General features: G+C 48.7%; 23 protein-coding genes. 5 read left to right on the forward strand and 18 right to left on the reverse strand.

The features are described 5' to 3' along the window. Positions 1-19 precede the first annotated feature (19 nt). On the forward strand, positions 20-1,885 hold the full coding sequence (dxs, locus tag F458_RS0108375; RefSeq protein ID WP_018982957.1) for a 1-deoxy-D-xylulose-5-phosphate synthase: 1,866 nt from the start codon (positions 20-22) through the stop codon (positions 1,883-1,885). A gap of 47 nt (positions 1,886-1,932) precedes the next feature. Here the strand turns inward: dxs and F458_RS0108380 are convergent, their stop codons facing one another. The 10 genes from F458_RS0108380 to lpxD form a co-directional block, all read right to left on the reverse strand. After that, positions 1,933-2,418: a phosphatidylglycerophosphatase A family protein gene (locus F458_RS0108380; RefSeq protein WP_018982958.1), complete on the reverse strand. Its 486-nt coding sequence runs from the start codon at positions 2,416-2,418 to the stop codon at positions 1,933-1,935. Continuing rightward, positions 2,418-3,383: a thiamine-phosphate kinase gene (gene thiL, locus F458_RS0108385; protein WP_018982959.1), complete on the reverse strand. Its 966-nt coding sequence runs from the start codon at positions 3,381-3,383 to the stop codon at positions 2,418-2,420. Before thiL ends, F458_RS0108380 begins: the two co-directional genes overlap by 1 nt. Positions 3,384-3,443: 60 nt before the next feature. Beyond that, entirely contained in the window at positions 3,444-3,866 is a 423-nt protein-coding gene (gene nusB / locus F458_RS0108390; RefSeq protein ID WP_018982960.1) for a transcription antitermination factor NusB, read from the reverse strand. A 10-nt stretch (positions 3,867-3,876) separates the two neighbouring features. Then, the gene (gene ribH / locus F458_RS0108395) at positions 3,877-4,350 is read right to left on the reverse strand and encodes a 6,7-dimethyl-8-ribityllumazine synthase (protein ID WP_018982961.1); all 474 of its coding nucleotides are present in this window, start codon (positions 4,348-4,350) and stop codon (positions 3,877-3,879) included. A gap of 95 nt (positions 4,351-4,445) precedes the next feature. Then, entirely contained in the window at positions 4,446-5,552 is a 1,107-nt protein-coding gene (gene ribBA / locus F458_RS0108400; RefSeq protein ID WP_018982962.1) for a bifunctional 3,4-dihydroxy-2-butanone-4-phosphate synthase/GTP cyclohydrolase II, read from the reverse strand. Between the two features lie 26 nt (positions 5,553-5,578). Beyond that, positions 5,579-6,241 (reverse strand): riboflavin synthase, encoded by a 663-nt coding sequence (locus tag F458_RS0108405; protein ID WP_018982963.1) that lies wholly within the window; start codon positions 6,239-6,241, stop codon positions 5,579-5,581. Positions 6,242-6,252: 11 nt separating this feature from the next. Next, entirely contained in the window at positions 6,253-7,383 is a 1,131-nt protein-coding gene (ribD, locus tag F458_RS0108410) for a bifunctional diaminohydroxyphosphoribosylaminopyrimidine deaminase/5-amino-6-(5-phosphoribosylamino)uracil reductase RibD (RefSeq protein WP_018982964.1), read from the reverse strand. A gap of 7 nt (positions 7,384-7,390) precedes the next feature. Further along, positions 7,391-7,840, reverse strand: a complete 450-nt coding sequence (gene nrdR / locus F458_RS0108415; RefSeq protein ID WP_018982965.1) for a transcriptional regulator NrdR — start codon at positions 7,838-7,840, stop codon at positions 7,391-7,393. A 61-nt stretch (positions 7,841-7,901) separates the two neighbouring features. Beyond that, the gene (gene glyA / locus F458_RS0108420) at positions 7,902-9,158 is read right to left on the reverse strand and encodes a serine hydroxymethyltransferase (RefSeq protein ID WP_018982966.1); all 1,257 of its coding nucleotides are present in this window, start codon (positions 9,156-9,158) and stop codon (positions 7,902-7,904) included. Between the two features lie 124 nt (positions 9,159-9,282). Continuing rightward, positions 9,283-10,326 (reverse strand): UDP-3-O-(3-hydroxymyristoyl)glucosamine N-acyltransferase, encoded by a 1,044-nt coding sequence (gene lpxD / locus F458_RS0108425; RefSeq protein ID WP_018982967.1) that lies wholly within the window; start codon positions 10,324-10,326, stop codon positions 9,283-9,285. Positions 10,327-10,531: 205 nt separating this feature from the next. On the opposite strand from lpxD, the gene ettA reads away from it, so the two are divergent. Both ettA and F458_RS0108435 read left to right on the forward strand, forming a co-directional pair. Beyond that, complete coding sequence (ettA, locus tag F458_RS0108430; protein ID WP_018982968.1) at positions 10,532-12,202, forward strand: energy-dependent translational throttle protein EttA; 1,671 nt, start codon at positions 10,532-10,534, stop codon at positions 12,200-12,202. Between the two features lie 111 nt (positions 12,203-12,313). Further along, on the forward strand, positions 12,314-12,727 hold the full coding sequence (locus F458_RS0108435; RefSeq protein WP_018982969.1) for a PilZ domain-containing protein: 414 nt from the start codon (positions 12,314-12,316) through the stop codon (positions 12,725-12,727). Here the strand turns inward: F458_RS0108435 and radA are convergent. Further along, positions 12,703-14,067 carry a DNA repair protein RadA gene (radA, locus tag F458_RS0108440; protein ID WP_018982970.1) on the reverse strand — a complete coding sequence of 455 codons (1,365 nt, stop codon included), beginning with the start codon at positions 14,065-14,067 and terminating at the stop codon, positions 12,703-12,705. The genes F458_RS0108435 and radA overlap by 25 nt on opposite strands. 124 nt (positions 14,068-14,191) lie before the next feature. Here radA and F458_RS0108450 point away from each other — a divergent pair, with 124 nt between their 5' ends. Beyond that, positions 14,192-16,744, forward strand: a complete 2,553-nt coding sequence (locus tag F458_RS0108450; RefSeq protein WP_156824204.1) for a PilZ domain-containing protein — start codon at positions 14,192-14,194, stop codon at positions 16,742-16,744. Here the strand turns inward: F458_RS0108450 and serB are convergent. After that, positions 16,733-17,746 carry a phosphoserine phosphatase SerB gene (gene serB / locus F458_RS0108455; protein ID WP_018982973.1) on the reverse strand — a complete coding sequence of 338 codons (1,014 nt, stop codon included), beginning with the start codon at positions 17,744-17,746 and terminating at the stop codon, positions 16,733-16,735. The two genes, F458_RS0108450 and serB, sit on opposite strands and share 12 nt — an antisense overlap. Before the next feature lie 98 nt (positions 17,747-17,844). Between serB and F458_RS0108465 the strand changes: the two genes are divergently transcribed. Then, positions 17,845-18,525 carry an AhpA/YtjB family protein gene (locus tag F458_RS0108465; protein WP_156824205.1) on the forward strand — a complete coding sequence of 227 codons (681 nt, stop codon included), beginning with the start codon at positions 17,845-17,847 and terminating at the stop codon, positions 18,523-18,525. Here F458_RS0108465 and F458_RS0108470 read toward each other — a convergent pair. Genes F458_RS0108470 through lepA form a run of 6 tightly spaced genes read right to left on the reverse strand, consistent with a single transcriptional unit; the run spans position 18,471 to position 24,153 of the window. Beyond that, entirely contained in the window at positions 18,471-19,262 is a 792-nt protein-coding gene (locus tag F458_RS0108470) for a TatD family hydrolase (RefSeq protein ID WP_018982976.1), read from the reverse strand. The two genes, F458_RS0108465 and F458_RS0108470, sit on opposite strands and share 55 nt — an antisense overlap. Continuing rightward, positions 19,259-19,897 (reverse strand): pyridoxamine 5'-phosphate oxidase, encoded by a 639-nt coding sequence (gene pdxH / locus F458_RS0108475; protein WP_018982977.1) that lies wholly within the window; start codon positions 19,895-19,897, stop codon positions 19,259-19,261. Before pdxH ends, F458_RS0108470 begins: the two co-directional genes overlap by 4 nt. Positions 19,898-19,912: 15 nt before the next feature. Continuing rightward, on the reverse strand, positions 19,913-20,824 hold the full coding sequence (gene era, locus F458_RS0108480) for a GTPase Era (RefSeq protein ID WP_018982978.1): 912 nt from the start codon (positions 20,822-20,824) through the stop codon (positions 19,913-19,915). After that, a complete protein-coding gene (gene rnc / locus F458_RS0108485) occupies positions 20,811-21,500 on the reverse strand; it encodes a ribonuclease III (RefSeq protein ID WP_018982979.1) in 690 nt (229 codons plus the stop codon). Before rnc ends, era begins: the two co-directional genes overlap by 14 nt. Continuing rightward, on the reverse strand, positions 21,500-22,357 hold the full coding sequence (gene lepB, locus F458_RS0108490) for a signal peptidase I (protein ID WP_018982980.1): 858 nt from the start codon (positions 22,355-22,357) through the stop codon (positions 21,500-21,502). Before lepB ends, rnc begins: the two co-directional genes overlap by 1 nt. Further along, the gene (gene lepA / locus F458_RS0108495) at positions 22,357-24,153 is read right to left on the reverse strand and encodes a translation elongation factor 4 (RefSeq protein WP_018982981.1); all 1,797 of its coding nucleotides are present in this window, start codon (positions 24,151-24,153) and stop codon (positions 22,357-22,359) included. The genes lepB and lepA overlap by 1 nt, the downstream gene beginning before the upstream one ends. Positions 24,154-24,220: the final 67 nt, after the last annotated feature.

Genomic DNA, 24,220 nt, shown 5'->3' on the forward strand with positions numbered 1-24,220 from the left:
TAAGACAGAATAATCACCGATGAGTTTAGATTTAACCCATTATCCAACACTGGCTAAAGCCCAGACTCCCGAGCAGCTGCGCAAGCTGCCCAAGGAAAAATTAAGAACCCTGGCTGATGAGCTTAGGCAGTATTTGCTGACGTGTGTAAGCCAGAGCAGTGGGCATTTTGCATCCGGGCTGGGCACGGTGGAACTGACTGTTGCATTGCATTATGTTTACAACACACCATTTGATCGTTTGATCTGGGATGTCGGCCATCAGGCTTATCCTCACAAAATTGTTACCGGTCGTGCCGGGCGTATGTCAACGATTCGTCAGAAGGACGGGCTGCATCCCTTCCCCTGGCCTGGTGAAAGCGAATACGATACTTTTGCAGTAGGCCATTCCTCCACTTCAATCAGTGCCGGGCTGGGTATGGCGGTAGCTGCAGATAAAGAAGGTAAAGGCCGCAAGGTTGTATCGGTTATCGGCGATGGTGCGATGACAGCAGGCATGGCGTTTGAAGCCATGAATCATGCTGGTGACATAAACAAAGACATGGTCGTTGTATTAAACGATAACGAAATGTCGATTTCTGAAAATGTTGGCGCACTGAACTCTCATCTTGCACGTCTGTTGACCGGAAACTTCTTTAACAAAATCCGCGACGGCGGCAAGAAATTGCTTAGCAATGTTCCACCCATCAAAGAGTTTGCCAGCCGTGCCGAAGAGCATCTTAAGGGTATGGTAGTTCCCGGCACGATTTTCGAGGAACTGGGCTTTAATTACATTGGTCCTATTGATGGTCACGACGTGGATACGGTGGTTGATGCCCTTCGCAACATGCGAAATTTTAAAGGGCCACAGTTACTTCATGTCGTTACCTGTAAAGGCAAAGGCTACCCTCAGGCTGAAAAAGATCCCATAAAATTCCACGCGGTGCCCAAGTTTAATCCTGCCGATAATGCGCTGCCTACTGCCAAACCAAGCGCACCAAGCTTTTCTGCAGTGTTTGGTCAGTGGTTATGTGATATGGCAGCCGAGGATCCAAAACTGATGGCTATCACGCCGGCCATGCGTGAAGGCTCCGGAATGGTAACTTTCTCGCAGAAATATCCAGACCAATACAGCGACGTCGCCATTGCAGAGCAGCACAGTGTGACCTATGCAGCCGGTCTGGCTAAAGACGGGATGAATCCTGTTGTTGCTATTTACTCAACCTTTTTGCAGCGCGCCTATGATCAGCTCATTCACGACGTTGCTATTCAGGATTTGCCCGTTCTTTTTGCTATCGATCGGGCGGGCATCGTTGGCGCCGACGGCCAGACTCATCAGGGAGCATTTGATTTAGCTTTTTTAAGGTGTATTCCCAACATGATCATCATGGCCCCATCCGATGAAAATGAATGTCGCCAGATGCTCTACACCGGACATATGGCGAAGCATCCTTCGGCAGTTCGTTATCCCCGTGGTGCGGGTAAAGGCGTCGCGCCGGAATCAGCGATGCAGGCATTGAAAATTGGTAAAGGTCAGGTCACGCGCCAGGGAAAAACCATTGCAATTCTCAACTTTGGAACATTAATGCCCTATGCCGAGGACGCTGCTGACCAGCTGGATGCTACTTTGGCAGACATGCGTTTTGTGAAGCCTCTCGATGAAGACTTAATTCGCCAGCTGGCCGACGAGCATGAGCTACTGGTAACATTAGAAGACGGATGTATTGCTGGCGGTGCAGGTGCCGGTGTCGCGGAATTCCTGCAACAGGATAAGCGGCTGGTCCACCTGCTTCAGCTAGGTTTGCCGGACCGTTTTATCGAACAGGGCACCCAGCAGGAAATGTATACCGCACTGGGGCTGGATGGACCGGGGATCATTTCCCGCATAGAAGCTTTTCAGGCAAAATAAAAAAAACCGGCTTTTAAGCCGGTTTTTTTTCTTTTCTTGTAAACGTATCAAAATGGCCAGAGCACCAGCAGCGTGTGCAGCGTTAAACACGCCATAATCCCTGCCAGAAGATCATCAAGCATAATACCAAGCCCGCCATGCATCCGCTTATCCACAACAATAATCGGCCAGGGCTTTAAAATATCAAACAGGCGAAAAAGCACAAAACCTGCCAGCAAATGCAGAGGAGTTATAGGAATAAATAAAAAAGTACAGAACATGCCCGCAATTTCATCCCAGACAATTGAGCCATGATCATGAACTTGCATATCATCCGCTGTCTTGCCGCACAGATAGATACCAATAAGTGACAAGAGCAGAGTGAGGCCCACAAACACGCCACCTGAGGCATAGATTGTCGCGCCCAGCAGCGGTAGCGCCGCTACCGATCCAAAGGTGCCGGGCATCACCGGAATTAGCCCACTACCAAAACCCAACGCACAAAAATGTACAGGGTTTTTCATGGAAACACGCTCGCGGTACTGACGCTGCATTAAAACTGGTGCTCGAAGCCGGTCACAGACGGCATTGGATAGGGTTCGTTATTTTGCTTAAGATCAACTTTACCTTCATGTCCGGTAATCTGACCGACGCATGTTGTTGTGATCCCGGTACTGGCCAGGGCTGTTTCAAGCTTACCACGCTGCTCTTCGTTGACAGTAAAGATCAGTTCATAATCATCACCGCCAGTCAGTGCATATTGTGTCGCTTGCTCCACATCAACAGTATCCCGTAGCTGGCTGGATATGGGTAATTTATCTACCTGAATGCAGGCGCCACAGGATGATGCCCGCAGAATATGGTTCAGGTCGGATAAAAATCCATCCGAAACGTCAATGCAGGAACTGGCTACGCGCCGTAATGCGGTGCCTACTGCTACACGCGGTGTGGGAAACAAATGGCGATCAACCAAGTAGGACTTCACGCCATCGCCGGCCTCAATTTTACGGGTCAGTATGTCCAGCCCTGCTGCTGCATCGCCAAGACTACCGGTAACATAGATCCAGTCGCCCGGTTTAGCTGTAGAGCGCCTGAGCTCATTATGCTGTGGAATAAACCCTTGCGCTGTGATTGTCATAGACAAGGGGCCGCGTACCGTGTCACCGCCAATCAACTGAACTGAATAATAACGGGTTAACTCGTACATTCCTTCTGCAAAGTCGGCCATCCAGGCTTCATCAACTTCTGAAATAGACAACGACAGGCTTATCCAGGCAGGCTCCGCGCCCATGGCCGCTAAATCGCTTAAATTCACCGCCACGGCTTTATACGCCACGGACTTTGCCGGTGCTTCTTTTAAGAAGTGGATCCCGCCTACCAGGGTATCAGTTGTGATAGCAAGCTGTTGATGGGATGCCATGGTGGTCACAGCACAATCATCGCCGATTCCAACCACAACGTCTTTTCTCTGATAGCCGCCATCAACAAAATAACGGCCAATTAAGTCAAACTCTTTCACGATATACTTATGGGTGCAGGGTTGGATGATAAAACACTACGCCAGGTACTGCGCAGATGATCATTTGCGCTCGTCTTCACGCAGTTTTCGGACCGCCTTATCCAGCGCGCCATTAATAAACTTATGGCTTTCTTCTGCGCCAAACACTTTGGCCAGCTCAATGGCTTCGTTGATAACTACCCGATACGGCACATCAATCCGTTCCACTAACTCAAAGGTGGCTACGCGCAAAATCGCTTTTTCAATAGGGTCAAGCTCTTCGGGCAGGCGGCCCAGGTAAGGTTTGATGATTCCATCAAGGCGCTCGGCATCCTGTGATACGCCACGAAGTATGGCCTGAAAGTACACCATATCTACCTGATGCATATTGTTGCTGGTAGCCAGCCCAAGCTCAACCTGAGCGATATCATTTTTGCTCATCTGCCAGGAGTATATTCCCTGAACAGCCAGCTCGCGAGCTTTACGTCTTGCTGAAACTTTCACGTGATTATCCTTACAGGCTTTCTAGCGCGCTGACAACATTAACCATTTCCAGTGCACCCATGGCCGCTTCCGCGCCTTTGTTACCCGCTTTGGTTCCTGCCCGTTCAATTGCCTGTTCGATAGAATCAGTGGTAATGACACCAAAAGATACCGGAATACCGTATTCTAAAGAAACCTGCGCCAGACCTTTATTGCACTCACCGGCCACAAAATCAAAATGTGGTGTTCCACCCCGGATAACCGCTCCCAGCGCAATGATGGCATCGAACTTACCTTTTTCGGCAAGTTTCTTAGCCGCTACAGGTAGCTCATACGCACCAGGCACACGAACAAGTGTGATATCACCGTCACTGACTTCACCGTTGCGTTCAAGTGTATCCAACGCCCCTTCAAGAAGACTTTCCACTATAAAACTGTTGAAACGGGAAACAATAATGGCAAATTTTTTACCCGTTGCTCTGATGTTACCTTCGATTACCTGCATGGCTTATTTACCCTTGCTAAAAACGGCGCGCAGTATAGCACAACTGCGCACAAACAAAATGAAATGATGCAGCCGGATGGCCGCCTTGACACGGTTTATTCGTCAGGATGTATATATTCAACAACTTCCAGACCATATCCTGATAGCGCGTGATATTTTATCGGCTTACTAAGCAGGCGCATTTTCTTAACGCCCAGGGACGCCAGTATCTGACTGCCTACACCAATGGTTCTTGAGGAACCTTCCCAGGTTTTTCCTGCGGCCTGCTCGCCACGGTCTTCGGCTGCAAAACGTTGTACCTGACTAATTAAATCTTCTTCCTTGCCCAGTACTACCAAAACACCACCTTCGTTGGCGATTTGCTGCATACCTTCTGGAAGTGTCAGCGAGCGATTAATTGACCGGGTAGAACCCAGTAAATCGCTCAGGGTATTATGCAAGTGTACCCTGACCAACGTGGGTGAATCAGGATTAATATCGCCATTTTTTAATGCAAAATGCACCTGATTATCAATAATGTCTTTGTAGGTATGCAACTCAAATTCGCCATAGGCAGTAGGCAGCTGGCACTGCGCTACCTTTTCAATGGTGGTTTCATTAAGATTGCGATACTCAATAAGATCGGCGATGGTGCCAATTTTCAAATCATGCTTTTCAGCGAACTTTTCAAGCTGCGGGCGACGAGCCATCGTGCCATCTTCATTGAGAATTTCAACAATCACCGCCGCTGGTTCACAGCCGGCCAGCCGGGCCAGGTCTACACCCGCTTCAGTATGGCCAGCTCGATTTAAAACGCCGCCTTCTTTAGCGATTAGGGGAAAAATATGCCCGGGTTGCACGATGTCTTCAGCTATTGCTCCGCGCGCTACAGCAGCCCGTACCGTAGTCGCCCGATCAGCTGCTGAAATACCGGTGGTCACTCCGCGGGCAGCTTCGATAGAAACTGTAAAATTGGTGGTAAACTGCGCACCATTTTTATCCACCATCAAGGGTAGATTCAAGCGCCGGCAACGCTGCTCTGTCATCGGCAGGCAAACCAGTCCGCGAGCATGAGTAACCATAAAGTTTATGGCTTCCGGTGTCACGTGCTCAGCAGCCATGATGATGTCGCCCTCATTCTCGCGATCTTCATCATCCATCAGGATAACCATTTTACCCTGCCTGATATCCTCAATGATATCCTTTGTATTGTTCAGTGCCATAACCTTCGCTTTTTTTGTAGGGTGTACTATTTTTTTAAGAATCCATTTTCAGCCAGAAACGCCATGCTAATGTCGTTGTTCGTCGGCTCTGCTGCGTGTTTGCCTTGCATAAGGCGTTCGATATAACGGGCCACCACGTCCACTTCAAGATTGACCTGACTTCCAGCCTTATATTCGCCTATAACAGTTTCCTGAAGGGTGTGAGGAATGATCCATAGCATAAATGCAGCGCCCTGCACTTCATTGACCGTCAGACTGACACCATCGACCGTTATACTGCCTTTGTGAGCGATATATTTTGCAATGTCAGCAGGTGCCTCGACCCAGATTTCGACATACTCACCGTGATCCGTAATACTGTTAATGGTACCCACTCCATCCACATGTCCCGAAACGATATGTCCGCCAAATCTGTCAGTGGGCCGCATGGCCTTCTCCAGATTCACCTTTGATCCGGTAGAATAATGCGCAAAACCGGTGTACTTTATAGTTTCTGCGGACACATCTGCGCAATAATAGTCATTTCCAAATTCAACCACAGTGAGACACACACCATTGGTGGCGATGCTATCTCCCAACGCCACATCAGACATGTCCAGCTTACCGGAAGAAACTGTCAGACGGATATCTTCACCACGGCGATGAAGTTTGGTGATGGTACCCAGTGCTGCTACTATTCCTGTAAACATACTATTCTCGCTTAATTTGTTGTCGATACGACCTGAAAAACCATTTTGAGGTCGTTTCCTATCATGCGTTGGCTTTGTAAACGCAAATCAATTGCTTCGCTCAGTGATGAAAAATCTGCTAGTCGAACCATGCTTTGTGCGTGATGACCTAAGATTTTCGGCGCCTGATAAATAACGAGCTCATCTACTTCTTGTGCTTCCAACAGTGCGCCTGCCAGACCCGGTCCGGCCTCAACAAAAAGTTGATTAATATTTTTCGCCGCCAGTATTTCAAGCATCTGCCCTATATCCAGCTTACCGGCTATGCTGTCGACGGGTATATCGTTTGCTTCCAAAATATGTGTATTAGCGGTAACACGCCAGGTTATATGGCCGTCAGTAAACAACTGCAGGTCAGGTGATAGCGCCTTATTGTTATCCAGCACAACTCTGACTGGCTGACGAATATCCGGTAGGGGATAATCAGGAATATTGGCCTGCTGCGGGCGCACGAGCAAACTGGGGTTGTCTGTTCGTGCAGTACCACTGCCGGTGAGAACTGCACAACTGCGCGCCCTGTATCTTTGCACATCCTGGCGCGCCTCCGGCCCTGTAATCCATTGGCTCTTACCATTGGCCAGTGCGATTTTGCCATCCAGACTAATGGCCAGCTTGACCGTCACCCAGGGTTTTGCTTTTATCATCCGTTTGATAAAGCCAGGATTGAGACGGGCAGCCTCCGCGGCCAGTATATCGCAGGTAACTTCAATGCCGGCCTGCTGGAGCATTTGCAAGCCCCGGCCACTGACCTGGGGATTTGGATCAGTCATGGCGACTACTACCCGTTGCACGTTAGCGGCAATAAGAGCCTGCGCGCACGGCGGAGTGCGTCCATGATGACTACACGGTTCCAGGGTTACGTACGCGGTACCTCCAATAGCCTGTTCACCGGCCTGATGCAGTGCATAGACTTCAGCATGAGGCGAACCGGCTCGCAGATGCCACCCCTCTCCGACTTTATCGCCATTGTGATTTAAAATGATACACCCAACCCTTGGGTTAGGCGAGGTGGTAAAGTCCCCTTTTTGCGCCAGCCTGATAGCCTGCGCCATCCAGAAATAATCCTGTTCGACAGATGCAGAGGGTGCAGAAGGTGTGGTCATGAATTACCTAATCGCCAAGTCGTGCGATTTCTTCGCCGAATTCTCGTATGTCTTCAAAAGAACGGTAGACAGATGCAAAACGAACGTATGCAACCTTATCTAGATCGCGCAACGCATTCATGATGAGACTGCCCAGTAATTCACTGGACACTTCCCGTTCTCCGGTAGCCCTAAGTTTGGATTTTAGCGACAGCACACACTGTTCAACTTTTTCGGTACTGACGGGGCGTTTTTCAAGTGCCCGCTGCAATCCGGCTCTGAGCTTATCTTCGTTGAAAGGTTCGCGCGAGCCATCACGCTTAATTACTCTGGGCATGACCAGTTCGGCGCTTTCAAATGTCGTAAACCGCTCATGACAAACCATACATTCACGACGACGACGAACCTGATGCCCCTCAGCGACTAACCGCGAATCAATAACTTTTGTTTCCTGCTCGGAACAAAACGGGCAAAACATGGCTCGTCCTCTTCGTCCAAGGCGTTGCCCCGACCAGTGGAGTCAACGCCTGTGAATAAAATTATGCGTAAACCGGAAATTTACCGCATAGCTCTGTCACTTCAGATTTAACACGCTCGATAACGCTATCATCTCCCATGTTATCAAGAATATCACACATCCAGTTTGCAACCTGTTTTGCCTGCTCTTCCTTAAATCCACGACGGGTGATTGCCGGACTACCAATGCGCAGACCGCTGGTTACAAAAGGAGAACGTGGATCGTTAGGTACTGAGTTTTTATTTACCGTAATGTTCGCGCGGCCCAACGCTGCATCGGCATCTTTACCAGTAATATCTTTATCAATCAGATCAAGTAAAAACAGATGATTTTCTGTACCACCAGAAACAACGTTATAGCCGCGCTCCTGTAACACGCTTACCATTGCTTTGGCATTGGTGACAACCTGTTGCTGATACACTTTGAATTCTGGCTCCAGCGCTTCTTTAAACGCTACAGCTTTAGCTGCAATGACATGGCACAAAGGCCCGCCCTGATTGCCGGGAAATACAGAGCTATTGAGTTTTTTATAAATACTTTCATCACCGCAGGAGGACAAAATCAGACCGCTGCGTGGGCCGGCCAGAGTTTTGTGCGTGGTGGTGGTAACCACGTGGGCATGAGGGAGCGGGTTAGGATAAATACCTGCTGCTACCAGGCCTGCTACGTGTGCCATATCAACCAGCAAATACGCGCCGACTTTATCGGCAATTTCACGAAACTTCGCCCAGTCGACAATCCCTGAATAGGCAGAAAACCCGCCAATGATCATTTTAGGTTTGTGCTCAACCGCCAGTGCCTCAACCTGAGCATAGTCAATCTCGCCAGTGTCATGGTTTAAGCCATATTGGACAGCATTGTAGGTTTTGCCGGAAAAATTAACATGAGAGCCGTGAGTTAAATGGCCGCCGTCAGACAAGCTCATCCCCAATACAGTATCACCGGCATCCAGCAGCGCCATAAAGGCTGCCGAATTAGCTTGTGAACCGGAATGCGGTTGTACATTGGCAAAGTCTGCACCAAACAGTGTTTTGGCGCGATCGATGGCAAGTTGCTCAACGACATCGACATGCTCACAGCCACCGTAGTAACGTTTACCCGGGTAACCTTCTGCGTATTTGTTTGTTAGCTGGGAGCCCTGTGCTTCCATAACCCGCGGGCTGCAGTAATTTTCTGAGGCAATCAGTTCGATATGATGTTCCTGACGCGCAGTCTCTTTTTGCATGGCGTCAGCCAGTTCGGGATCAAAATCCGCAATTGTCATTTCGCGAGGTAACATGGAGGCTCCTTAACAGCATTTTGAAATGGCATTAAAATGAACGCCTATTCTAGTGAATTTATCCTGTATGTATACTGGTTTGTAGCCGAACATACGTATTCGGCCATGGTAACGTCTGTTGACGCTATGAGGCATCCTCACTCTGCGCTTTTTCCAGCTGTTTGACTCGGTTGTACAATTCACCAATCTGGTTGAGACGAACAGTAGTTCTGCGCCAGTCACGATTTTTCATGGCCGGTTGCCCCGATGAATAAACGCCGGGTTCCGTAATATCCTGCACAATCATAGTATATCCGGTAACCTGGACATTATCGCAAATCCGGATATGTCCGTTAATGCCTACGCCCCCGCCAATAATCACATGTTTACCGATATGCACCGAACCGGCAATGCCCGTGGCACCGCAGATACAGGAATGATCTTCGATAATACAATTGTGACCCACCTGTACCTGGTTATCGATGATGACATTTTGACCAATAACAGTGTCTTCCATCGCACCGCGATCGATGCTACTTGACGCACCTATCTGACTGTCATCGCCAATCTGCACACCGCCGGTTTGCGGGATCGGGATCCAGGTCCCCTTATCATTGGCATAACCAAAACCGGACGCACCAATAACAGTCTGGCTGTGTATAGTAACCCGCTGTCCAATATCAACACCGTGGTAAATGGTTACATTCGGATTAACAATACTGTCTTTCCCGATGCGGGTGTTTTTGCCGACCACCGTGTTAGCACCGATGACCACGTTATCTTCCAGTACCACCCCAGCTTCGATAACTACATGGTGACCCAAGGCCACATTGCTGCCAATTGTCGCACTCTCATCAATAACAGCGCTTTGTGCAATATCTGTCGCCACCGCAGGAGTGGTGTCAAATAACTGAGAAATAAGAGCAAACGCTGCGTGAGGATTATTTACGATTAATGCAGGGACCGGGCTATCATGACGCATTTTTTCATGCAGAATCACTGCGCCAGCCTGGGTATTCACCAGTTGTGGTTTGTACTTGGTATTTGTCAAAAAGGAAATCTGATTCTCTCCGGCCGCGGACAAGGTCGATACGCCGTTAATTGTGATTGAATCGTTCCCTACCAGATTTGCACCTACATGGTCTGCCAGCTCACGTAATGTGTAATGGCTCTTGCCTGCAACTGTCATCTACCGCCTCGTTTCCTGTTAACTATTAATCTGCATATATTACTGCAAAACGATGGTTTCGTCGTCCCGGTCGACCCACAAAATTACCAGTTTGTTTGAATAATGAAGAAATCTTCACCAATTACAGCTCATGAGTGCACTTTACTGGTGATCATGTTCACAAAACCGCTACAATACCCTCCTTTCTTCAGGGCAAGGACAAAGCATGTCACAATACGTTTATTCCATGCACCGGGTAGGCAAGGTTGTACCGCCTAACCGTCAAATTCTAAAAGATATTTCCTTAAGCTTTTTTCCGGGCGCCAAGATTGGTGTGCTGGGGCTCAATGGTGCGGGTAAGTCTACCTTGCTGCGCATTATGGCAGGCCTGGATACCGATATTGAGGGTGAAGCGCGCCCCATGCCGGGAATTAACATCGGGTATTTACCCCAAGAACCGCAGCTGGATGAGTCGAAAGATGTTCGTGGCAATATAGAAGAGGCTGTCGCGGATGTCGCGCACGCCCTTAAACGCCTGGATGAAGTATACGCCGAATATGCTGCTGAAGATGCTGACTTTGACGCGCTGGCTAAAGAGCAGGGTGAGCTGGAAGCCGTTATTCAGGCCAAAGACGGGCATAATATCGAAAATACACTGGAACGGGCCGCCGATGCCTTACGCCTGCCCCCCTGGGATGCCGAGGTAAGCAAATTGTCCGGTGGCGAGCGCCGTCGCGTGGCACTATGCCGGTTGTTGCTGGAAAAACCAGATATGTTGTTGCTGGATGAACCGACTAACCACCTTGATGCTGAATCGGTAGCCTGGTTAGAGCGCTTCCTTCACGATTATGAAGGTACCGTTGTGGCAATTACCCACGATCGTTATTTTCTGGATAACGTGGCGGGCTGGATATTAGAACTGGACCGTGGTGAAGGTATTCCGTGGGAAGGTAACTATTCCTCCTGGCTGGAACAAAAAGAGAAGCGTCTGGAACAGGAAGAACGTACAGAGAGTGCGCGTCAGAAATCGATTAAGCAAGAGCTGGAATGGGTTCGCTCCAATCCTAAAGGTCGTCATGCTAAATCTAAAGCGCGCATGAATCGCTTTGAGGAACTCTCCACCGCGGACTATCAAAAGCGCAATGAGACAAATGAGTTATTTATCCCACCCGGTGAGCGTTTAGGCGACAAAGTTATCGATGTGGAGAATCTGCGTAAATCTTACGGCGAGCGGGTACTGATTGATGATATGTCTTTCTCTGTGCCGAAAGGAGCAATCGTAGGGATCATTGGCCCTAATGGCGCTGGTAAATCCACCCTGTTCCGGATGCTCAACGGTCAGGAACAACCAGACAGTGGCAGCATTGATATTGGTGAAACCGTACAAATAGCCAGTGTGGATCAATTCCGTGACCACATGAACGAAAACAATACCGTTTACAAAGAAATCTCTGACGATCAGGATATTGTGCGTATCGGTAACTTCGAGATTAATGCACGGGCTTACTGTAGCCGCTTTAATTTCAAGGGCAATACGCAGCAAAAATATATCAAGGACCTGTCTGGCGGTGAACGCAACCGTGTTCACCTGGCCAAGCTGTTAAAAGCCGGCGGGAATGTGTTGTTACTGGATGAGCCAACCAACGACCTTGATGTGGAAACGTTGCGGGCGCTGGAAGATGCCTTACTGGAATTCCCTGGCTGCGCAATGGTTATCTCGCACGATCGCTGGTTTCTGGACCGCGTAGCAACGCACATTCTGGATTACCGCGATGAAGGAAAAATCAATTTCTTCGAAGGCAACTATAACGACTACGAAACCTGGCTTAAAGAAACCTATGGCGAGGATGTGGTTGAACCCCATCGACTCAAATACAAACGGATGTCGAAAAAATAGGACAAAAGCCGGGCTCTGCCCGGTTTTTTTTATGGCAGGCAAATGAAATTTGATTGATCTTTGCTCCGCATTTGGATTAAAAAGAAGCAAGTTCAATAAGGGAGACGGGCAATGTCCGACCAACGCCAGTATCAACGCATTAGCCTGAACGTAAATGGCACCCTGAGTCACTCAGGATCAGCCGCTCCTGTAGTGATCGAGGATATCTCACTGCAAGGTCTGCGGTTAAGAGCCAATGAGGCTGAGCTAGGCGCCCTACCCTTTGATTCTCATGAGCCTTATCATGTCGAGTTTCTGGCTCATGAAAATCACCCTCTCATTGAAATGTTTGTTGAGCAATTATACCGGCACGCTGATACGCGTGAGCCCACTATCGCCATGGGCTGCAAAGTTCACCACATTGATGTAGAGTCGCTCGCGGCATTACGGCGTTTACTGGAGTTAAACAGCGGTGACAGTCAGTTCACAGAGCATGATCTTGACCATTTAATAGAGTCTATTTATTCCAGGGCGTCCAGTGCCTGAGAAAGCTGTGAAACCGGCACTATTTCGATTCCTGCAAGAGGTGCTTTGGGCGCGTTGCCTTTAGGTACAATAGCCCGTTTAAATCCGTGCTTGGCTGCCTCAGCAATCCGTTCGGTACCATTAGGCACTGGTCGGATCTCACCTGCCAGCCCCACTTCACCAAATACGATAAGCTCGCGGGGTAGAATGCGGTTTCTGAAACTTGAAACCATGGCCAATAGTAGCGCAAGGTCGGCGCCGGTCTCGGACACTTTGACACCGCCCACCACATTGACGAACACATCCTGATCATTCATCTGAACATTACCGTGACGGTGCAGAACAGCCAGCAACATGGCTAAACGGTTCTGGTCCAGTCCTACGGCGATGCGACGTGGGTTTGCCATTTGCGAATAATCGACCAATGCCTGAATCTCTACCAGCAGCGGACGTGTCCCTTCCCAGATTACCATTACACTGGAGCCCGGAGCCGGGTCCTCGCCACGGCTTAAAAATATTGCCGATGGATTGTTGACCTCTTTGAGGCCCCGCTCAGTCATACCGAACACACCCAGCTCGTTGACGGCGCCGAAACGATTCTTGTGACTGCGCAGTGTTCTGAAACGGCCGTCGCTTTCACCTTCAAGCATCATGGAGCAATCAATACAGTGCTCAAGAACTTTCGGACCCGCCAGGTTGCCGTCTTTGGTGACGTGGCCAACAATAAACATGGCAATATGATGTTGTTTGGCAAAGCGGGTCAGGTAGGCAGCACTTTCGCGAACCTGGGAAACACTGCCCGGGGCTGACTGCACATCAGCTACATGCATCACCTGAATAGAGTCAATGACCATTATTTTCGGCGCCTGTTCCAGCGCCAGCTGACAGATGGTTTCGACATTGGTTTCTGCCAGCATCATTAGCTTGTCATCAGGTAAGTTGAGTCTGCTGGCGCGCATCGCCACCTGCTGCAAGGATTCTTCGCCGGTGACATACAATGCGTTAAACCGGGCAGCCATGTTACACATCACCTGCAGTAAAAGCGTGCTTTTACCCGCTCCGGGGGAGCCGCCGATCAGCATTGCCGAGCCAGGTACTATTCCCCCGCCCAGAACACGATCAAGTTCTTTAAAGCCGGAACTTACCCTGGGTAATGCCTGAAGATCAATTTCGTTAAGCTTTTCAATGCGGGCAGTAGTCTGTCCGGCGTAGCCAGAATGCCCCGCCCTGCTTGCTTTGGCAGGACTTACCACATACTCGGTAATGGTGTTCCATTCTTTACATCCACTGCACTGTCCCTGCCAGCGTGGGTAGTCAGCTCCGCACTCGGAACAGACGTAGGCGGTCTTTCGTTTTGCCATAAACTATTTTCACAACGACAATTTCAGAGTATTCTACACCGATAACGAGGCGCCTGCATGCTGATCCACTGTACATGCTTTTTGGTTGGAGAAAATTCCGGCGCTGCCGATAATCAACGGATAGATGTCACTGTTGTCACTGCCCATGAATCAAGACCTGCGCCAATACGCCAATATAATAGAAGCGCTAAAGCCGGTTATTTCCAAATCTGGTTTTAATAACAGGCTAAATGAGCTCACTGAACATTTACCTAAAGAGCGCCGCTTTCTCATCAAAATGGAGATGCAACGTCTGGCGCGGCCATGCATGCGTTCCATCGACCTGCGCGGACAGGTGAACGGCGAGTGCCGTCTGTACGAATATAACGGTATCCAGCATTACCTGGACGATGTGGCCATCGAAACGTTTGAGGACCAACTGTCTGTTTTTGGACAGTTTACCTTTGGCGTTTACGAAGCGGTCATGGAAACAGACAATAACTTCAAGGTAATGCGTGAACGAGAAGAGCAGCAGCGTGAGACAGTCAGCCAAAAGCGCAACCAGCCTCAGGCCATGGCACTGGAAAAATACACTGTCCCGGTGGTCAATTTATTGTCTTATGCACGACGCCATCAGGAACGCATGAATTTTGCAGTATCCATTGAGGTCTTCGCTCAGGATGGAAGTGTGTGGCGTGGCAATAGTGTTGATATCTCTACCGAAGGCTTGCAGATAAAACTGGGCAAAGAGACGTCACTGCAGGTGAGCGATCAAATAGAAATTTTCTTTCGGGGGCTGGAAGAAGAGTTTGCCATGGATAAAAAACAAGGTGTGGTCTACCGCATTTTGAAAATGGTATACAAAAACGAGCATCAGTATCTGATGCTGCAACGCGCCGAAAATGTGCCAAACGTTCCGTTTGACCAGTTTTTGCAGAATTTTATCCGGGGTAATAAACGGCGTTACAAAGTCAATATGAGTAATACGATTGACGCTGTCTACAATAAAATTGCCGAGCAGTTTTTGTCTCCGCGCAGCCCATCCTTACCCGTGTTTATCGATCAGGTAGAAAATAAATTAATCCCGCGTTTTGCAATGCTCAACGAAATCAATACTGATATCACCGATTACTGGTCAGACGAACAACGCCAGCTTCGACTTGGTTATTTGCTTAGCGCCTCTCGGTTACAGTGGTTGGTAAACCGGCCTGCGGCGCAGCGTGAACTCTATGTTTACGCTTTTACTCACCTGCAGCAGGATAAAATTTATTTTTATTCCGCGTCCTCCAAAGAACTGGATGCCAAAGAAGTTATCAAAACCGCGTTTTTAGGATTTGGCGCCAGAAAAGTAAGCTGGCGGGTATTTAAACTTGTCATGAGTGAGATGTCTCCCGACCAGGCGCACGCGCCATTATCGCTGCCTGATAATGTCAGCGACAAGATAAAACGCCTGAATCAGGAACCATCAGCACGATTAATGGCCAGACTAAAAAATCTCAGGCACGTGGTTCATATTACAGATGTCACCTCTGACAGCGGCCAGGAGTATTATAGTCAGTATAAATTTAACCGGGCCAACCTTCCCCACTTGCGTGTCTTCGGCCATGCCAGGAACCGGCCACCCGCAGCCATTCAAACTTACCGCTACCGTTTTCACGATAAGCGAATGGAAAAACGCTATCTGGTCAGAACCACCATCGCATTAACAGCATCGGATGGCGGTACAGTGTATAAAGGGGTTAGTGAGGATATATCCGTCCGTGGACTAAGAGTAGAATTGAATCAGCCCTTCAACAGTGAAAATGGTGCGCCAGTAGAGGTGGCTTTTCCCAAACTACAGTCGCTTACTGATAAATATGACTTGATGCATTTGCAATATCGCATTGTTGCCAGCAACGGTGAAAAAAATATTGTGCATCTCAAAGCAGTCGAAGGTGAACAAGGGGCAGTAGCCAGAAAGTTTTTTGAAGATTTAATTAAGAAAAATAAATCGTCCTTAAAAACGTATCAAGAGGAAGAAGATCTTCCCGGGATTGGCCACGCACTCCGTTGTATCAATGCTAAAAATACACCCAACCTGGCATTTACGATGAATAAAGAAGGCGCACGATATCTGCCTCAGGCAGCCATCGACGCACGCCACGATGAACGCATTAACCAAATAGCGGCGCACTATGCACCGGCAGATAATCTCAACTTTGAGTTTATGTTTCGCGACCGTAACCTGGAATCACCGTTTATTCAGCATGGTATAAAACAAATCAAACTGGAGCAGTTGCCACTTCGGCAGGAGCTTTTTGTGGCGTTTGACCCTGATCAGAAGTTAAGCCGTATGGCCATTTTACCGCGCTTTGATAACCGCTTCAGCTCGCACGAGAGCAGGGAAAAATTTATTCACGAAGCTATCGGTCGGGGTCAGTTCATCGCTTTGCATGTACTGTTAACCACTACTGGCAAACCGGATATGGAAATGCTCCAGGCCGAGATGAATTATGTCAGCATGTATGCCATCCACCGGGCCAGAGAGCTGGAGGAGTTTATGTGGGATATTGTTGCCTGTGCGCACCTGGTGGATGTGACAGATGAAGTGCTCAGTCGCTACAATATTGAACCAGCATTAATCCGCAAGAATCGCCGCCACCATCATCAAAGTATACGGAATAATGCGATTCGGTCAGACTCACAATTACTGTCCTAACAAATACAGCAAACTGTGCAAGCCGCTAAACCGAATGGCGGCATCAGCTTTTTCATTGACTAGCGGCTTAGCATGGCAGGCAACACCAAAGCCGGCCCTGGCCATCATCGCAAGATCATTGGCGCCATCTCCCATGGCAATGCACTGCGAGTTAGTAATGGCGTATTGCTGGGCCAGTTCATCCACTTTTTGTGCTTTCACCTCTGCATTAACGATGTCACCAGCGACCTTGCCGGTTAAACAGCCCTGCCTGGTTTCCAGGGTATTTGAAAACGCAGCGTCCAGCCCCAGTCGCTCTTTAAGATAATCAGCAAAGTAGGTAAAGCCCCCCGATGCTACAGCTATCCGCCAGTTCCTGAGCTTTAGCTCTCGCACTAAAAACTGAATTCCGAAGGTCAATGGCATTGCGTTTCTTATTTGCTCAAGTTGCGCCACCGGCACGCCCTCAAGACAGGCGACCCGGCTTATTAGACTTTCATTGAAATCCAGCTCGCCCCGCATCGCTTTGGCCGTTACCGCGGAGACTTCCTCGCCTCTGCCTGCTAAACGAGCGATTTCATCAATACACTCTATTTGTATTGCGGTACTGTCCATGTCCATCACCAACAGACCTGGCAGGTCAAGGCGAGGCTGGTATTGCTGCACGGCAATATCTATATGAAACACATTACATACCTGGTCAAGCTTTGCTGTAAGTTGGTCCGGCTTATTCAGTGTTATCTCTGCTATGAGCACCGTTTCGCCAAATGTCGTACAAAAAGGATGACGTCTGATAGCGTTGACAGTCAGGACACCACTGAGCGCTTGAATGACACCTTCGATTTGATCGAAGGTTAACGACTGCCCCCAGAAGGTCATTGTCTCATTATCATTCTCGGTCGAAGAGATACTCTCTCGGTGCCAGCTTCCATTATCGAATGAGAGACTAGTACGGGTCTGGAAACTTTCCAGTAAAAACCGATGTTGATGACGTTGCGATTCGTTGATAACCAGCTTACTCACAAAAATTCCTGGTAGAAGATAGTGTTGAGGTATCCTACATTATGCGGATAAGAAGGGAAATAATGTTGGAATTTTCAATCATTCGCTTAAAATAAAATTTGTTCCAGCTGTTCCAGGATAAGATTATTATCAACCACCCCTCCGCTTCGGAAACACGACGGGCGCAACCCGCCAGTATCAGCAGCTACCATGCTGTCAAACGGTTCATGCATATTCTGGTGTGTCTGGGATTAGCCGGACTGAGTATTTATACTGCTTTGGAATATCGACAACAACAGGAGCAATGGGCTCAGGAGCAACTGAGGACACCTGGCTCGCTGCTCACTGCCCAATATGCTCAGCTACTTCTGCAACCAATGCAGGCTGAGGACACCTTAGCCATTACTAAGACGCTGAACGTTCTGGCCTCGGATCCCCGCGTTTTACAAGCAGGTGTGTTCGATAGTCGCGGGGTGCAGATAGCGCCCGTTGATCCACTTAGGTCTTTACTGCTTCAAACCGGCGTGGCAGTTACGCATGTTAAAGATATACGCAATGAGGCCGGCTCCGTACTAGGTTATGTTCGCGTTCTCATGCGACAAAGCTCAGAGCAGTTTGCGCCAGTCCCGTCGCTACAATTCGTGCAGTGGCTGACAATGCTGACAGTAGCGCTTGTAGGTTTGGTATCAGGCGTCTATCTGACGCGCTTTTTTTACAAGGCAAGACCAGCGTTAAAAGAACATTATTACGCGCTGGGGCAATCGCGACCTGAGTCACTGGATAAAAACAGACGCCGATAATTTGCGTCGGTCTGATGACCAACAGTTTCGACATCAGTATCAAGCAGATGCGCTAATGATTCTGCCACCTGGGTAATTTTTATAGGGGTGTTGCGCTGCCCCTGGTAGCCACACAATGGCATATCTGGCGAATCGGTTTCTAATAACATCGCTGATAACGGCAATGTCTTAACTGCCTCACGGGTCTTGTGTGCCCGCTCGTAGGTAATTGTACCGCCTATTCCCAGACAAAAGCCCATATCGATATATTCCTGCGCTATCTGCTTACTGCCGGAAAAGGCATGAATAACCCCGCCGAATGAAAAATTACAGGCTTTGAGGTGTTTTATTAGCAAGTGATGGGTTTTACGATGGTGCAGAATAACGGGCAATTCACAGGTTTGCGCAAGTTCGAGTTGTCTGGAAAAAATGTCTTCCTGTTGCGAAAGGGGCATATCGACAGTTTTATCCAGCCCGATTTCGCCCACAGCGCACACTGATTCGCGGTGAGTATCAAGCATCACCTGTAACTTATCTACATTGCTATTGGTAAGGAAGTCGGGAAAGTAGGGATGCAGACCAAATGCGATATCCACATGTTCGAATCGCTCCGCCACTTGAAGTTGCTTTTGCCAGCCATTTGGCGTTGTGCCGGGTACTAAAAAGCGTGAAACACCTTGTTCGCCGGCACGCTCAATGACGTGTGTTAAATCGTCGTCAAATACATCAAAGTCGAGGTGACAATGACTGTCTATCATGGCATTAAGCGCTGAGCCTGCCAGCCATTTTCGCTATGTCGGGTATATTCAAACCGATCGTGCAGGCGATCCTGACCGCCTTGCCAGAATTCAATTTGTGAAGGTTCAATTCGAAAACCACCCCAGAAATCCGGAATAGGCAGTTTTTTGTCGGCAAATTTTTCTTTAAGCTGATTAAACTGCGTCAGCAGAAGTTGTTTTGAAGAAAGCGGTTGGCTCTGGCGCGACGCATAGGCGGCAAGCTGGGAATCCTTGGGGCGACTGAAAAAGTATTCTGCATTTTCTCTGGTACTTAATTTATGGGCGGTACCATTTATTCTTACCTGTCTTTCCATAAAAAACCACGGAAAGTGCAACGACACATTGGGATTATCAGTTATTTCTTTGGCTTTACGACTGCCCAGGTTGGTAAAGAAAGTAAACCCTTCTGCGCTCACTTCTTTAAGTAAAACTATACGCTGAGAAGGCTGGCCCTGACTATTCACCGTTGCCACGGTCATAGCGGTGGGATCAGGAATATCCGCACTTATTGCATCATCCAGCCACCGCCTGAATAAATCCACTGGATCTTCAGTCAGGTCTTTTTCTGTCAGACTTCCCATTGAGTACTGTCTGCGCATATCTGAAATAGCCATGAACCCCCGCTGCCTTTAATTATCTTCAGAGTAGCCCAATGAACGCAGTGCCCGCTCATCGTCAGCCCAGCCCTGCTTCACTTTCACCCACATTTCCAAGTACACTTTGGTGTCGAACAACCGCTCCATATCTATACGAGCCTGTTCGCCAATCGTTTTCAAGTGCTTGCCGCCTTTTCCGATAACCATTCGCTTTTGACTTTCGCGCTCAACCAGAATCAAACCGTTAATGCGATAAACACCATTATCTGTCATTTTAAACTGCTCGATTTCCACGGTAGTAGCATACGGCAACTCATCACCTGTATAGCGCATTAACTTTTCACGGATAATCTCGGCAGCCATAAATCGGCTGGAACGATCAGTAATATAATCTTCAGGAAAGAAAAATTCGCTGGGCGGCAGGCTTTGTTTTACTAAATCCCGCAAGGCATCCACCTGCTTACCTTGCTTGGCACTTACGGGCACGATGTGTTCAAACTGAAATTTGTCGGCAAGTACTCGCAACTGGGCTACCAGCGCCTCTTTGTCTGCAACTTTATCGACTTTATTGACCACCAGAAAAACCGGTAATCCTGCCTGGCGCACCTTGTTTAGCACCATCTCGTCATCGTCGGTCCAGCGCGTACCTTCCACCACAAATAATATTAAGCCAACTTCGGCCAGCGAACTAGATGCAGCCCGGTTCATAAACCGGTTGATAGCGCGCTTCTCTTCTTTGTGCAACCCAGGCGTATCAACATAAATTGCCTGGAAATCGTCTTCTGTATCAATGCCTAAAATTCGATGACGTGTTGTTTGCGGCTTGCGCGAAGTAATGCTGACCTTCTGGCCAAGCAACCGATTGAGCAACGTGGATTTACCCACATTTGGCCGGCCGACTATTGCCACCAGACCACAGCGTGTTTCTATCTCATCGTGCTGCATCTTCTACCTTCTCCAGCATCAGTTTAGCGGCTTGCTGTTCAGCTTTGCGCCGACTGTTGCCACTTGCGGTTACCGTAAGATCAAACTCGCTGACGCTACAGCCAACTTCAAATGTCTGGGCATGATCTTTGCCAGTGATATTCACGACTTCATAGACAGGCAGCGGTACCCGACGCGACTGCAAAAATTCCTGCAGACGGGTTTTATTGTCTTTAGGGTGTTCATTGGGATCAAGCGCCTGAATACGACTATCCCAAAGGGAAAGGATAACCCTGCGAACTGTTTCCAAACCGGCATCCAGGTAAATTGCGCCCAGTATAGCTTCCATAGCATCAGCCAGAATTGAGCTGCGGCGGTGACCACCACTTTTCAACTCACCCTGACCTAATCGCAGCAACTCACCGACATTGGCTTCTTTTGCCATCTCTGCCAGGGTATCGCCTTTTACCAGGGTTGAACGCATCCGTGTCAGCTTACCTTCCGGGACGCTGGGAAATGTTTTATACAATGCATCGGCAACCACCATGCCTAATACTGCATCGCCCAGGAATTCCAGTCGTTCATTATGCGTTTTCGCCGCACTGCGGTGGGTCAGTGCCTGCGCGAGCAGGCTTTCATCATTGAAAGTATAGCCCAGTGCCCGCGACAAATGCATGTATTTGTCTATGCCCTGCATTATTGAATCCCACCGATACGCTCGAATCGAATGCCAGTTGGGATCCAGGTAGGCAGAATATCTTCTGCTTTACGTTCAAACTCAAAGCTTACCCAAATCGCTACAGCTTTGCCGACCAGATTAGCATCTGGCACGAAGCCCCAGTAACGGCTGTCACGACTGTTATCCCGATTATCGCCCATCACAAAATATTCATCTTCAGGGACCAGCCATTCATTGCTGCGTGTGCCCGGCTGTGTATAGAATCGCGAGACCAGTTCATTACGTGTGGGATGCCGAAGAATATCGTGAGAGACCTTACCGAGATTTTCTTCATACCGTAGCAGGGGGGCCATATTCTGGACAAACTCACCCCGGCTTTCAAATTCAAGGGGAACAGGTTGCAGTTTTTTACACACCTGCTCATTGCTGCCGGTACATTTGGGGCGAATAAAAACTTGCTTGTTTTGGTACACCACAGTGTCACCAGGCAGCCCAATAACCCGCTTTATGTAATCTACGTTCGGATTTTGGGGATACTTAAAGACCACTATATCGCCGCGTTCGGGCTTACCAGTATCGACAAATTTGTGCCTCAACACCGGGTCTTTCAACCCATAGGCAAACTTTTCCACAAGAATAAAGTCACCCACCAGCAATGTGGGCATCATGGAGCCTGAGGGAATTTGAAACGGTTCGTATATCAGTGTGCGTAACACCAGTACAAATGCAATTACCGGAAAGACCTGCTCAGAGGTATCTACCCAGTAGGGAACTTCACCGGCACGGCGTGGCGCCCAGAAAAGCTTATCCAGTAACCATACAATGCCGGTGACGACCGTAAGAATCACCAACAGAATCGAGAAATAATTTGCCATTATTTGTCAACCTTCAGTACTGCAAGAAACGCATCCTGGGGAAGTTCCACATTGCCCACCTGCTTCATTCGCTTCTTACCTTCTTTTTGTTTTTGCAGCAGTTTCTTTTTACGACTTACATCACCGCCATAACACTTTGCGATAACATTTTTACGCATTTGTTTTACCGTGCTTCGCGCTATTACGTGGTTGCCTATCGCCGCCTGGATAGCAATATCAAACATCTGACGCGGTATCAGCTCACGCAGTTTTTCTACCAGTTGGCGGCCACGCCCCTGACTATTTTCGCGGTGCGTAATGATAGCCAGTGCGTCCACTTTTTCGCCATTTATGAGAATATCAACCCGAACCATATCTGATGCATGGAAACGTTTGAAGTTGTAATCCAAAGAGGCAAATCCACGACTTGTTGACTTTAGTCTGTCAAAGAAATCCAGTACCACTTCCGCCATCGGCAATTCGTAGGTAAGCGCGACCTGATTGCCATGATAAGCCATATGCGTCTGCATTCCGCGTTTCTCTACACACAGCGTGATCACATTGCCCAGGTACTCCTGTGGCACCAATATATTCGCTTCTACAATGGGTTCACGAATCTCTTCAATATCGTTTACCGCGGGTAATTTGGACGGGCTGTCTACCGTCAGGGTCTCACCCTTTGTGGTCAGCACTTCATAAATTACAGTTGGCGCTGTGGTGATCAGATCCAGATCGTACTCGCGTTCCAGCCGTTCCTGCACAATTTCCATGTGCAACATGCCTAAAAAGCCAATTCGAAAACCAAAGCCCAGAGCGGCGGAACTTTCCGGCTCGAAAAATAAGGAGGCATCATTCAGGCTGAGCTTGCTAAGCGCGTCGCGAAAATCTTCATAATCATCAGAACTTACCGGAAACACTCCCGCGTATACCTGGGGTTTAACTTTTTTAAAGCCGGTAAGCATACTATCAGCAGGATTTTTGGCCATGGTTATCGTATCACCTACCGGTGCACCCAGAATATCTTTGATTCCAGCGACAACGTACCCCACTTCCCCTGCTCGCAGTACACCCGTCTCAGTTTGTTTAGGCGTGAAAATACCAACCTTATCTGCCTGGTGGGTATTCCCGTTAGACATAATCTGAATCTTTTCTTTCGTGTGTAGCTCGCCTTCCATGATACGTACCAGCGAGACAACGCCCTGATAGTTGTCGAACCACGAATCCACAATCAATGCTTTTAGCGGTTTATCACGATCACCGACAGGCGGCGGTATACGCTTTACAATTTCTTCAAGTACATCTTCCACACCTATGCCGGTCTTAGCTGAGCAACGCACGGCATCTATTGCATCGATCCCCACGATGTCCTCAATCTCTTCTGCCACCCGGTCAGGCTCTGCCTGTGGTAAATCAATTTTGTTAAGAATTGGCACAACCTCAAGGTCCATCTCAAAGGCGGTATAACAGTTCGCCAACGTCTGAGCTTCCACGCCCTGGCCGGCGTCTACCACCAGCAACGCGCCTTCACAGGCTTTTAACGATCGGGAAACTTCGTACGAAAAGTCCACATGCCCTGGGGTGTCGATGAAGTTCAACTGGTATGTTTCACCATCTTTAGCCGTGTAGTTGAGCGTGACACTTTGCGCTTTAATCGTGATACCACGTTCACGCTCCAGATCCATTGAGTCCAACACCTGCTCAGCCATTTCACGGTTCGCCAACCCTCCGCAAACCTGAATAAGGCGATCTGATAACGTGGATTTACCATGGTCAATGTGGGCGATGATGCTGAAATTACGTATGTGCGAATGTTGCATAATGCTGGAAGTTACCTGCAATAAGTCAAAACGTTATAAATACTTTGCCGGGGCAAAAACTGATCGG

Origin of the sequence: Salinimonas chungwhensis DSM 16280, from assembly GCF_000378185.1 — a bacterium.
In the GTDB taxonomy this organism is placed as follows: Bacteria; Pseudomonadota; Gammaproteobacteria; order Enterobacterales; family Alteromonadaceae; genus Alteromonas; species Alteromonas chungwhensis.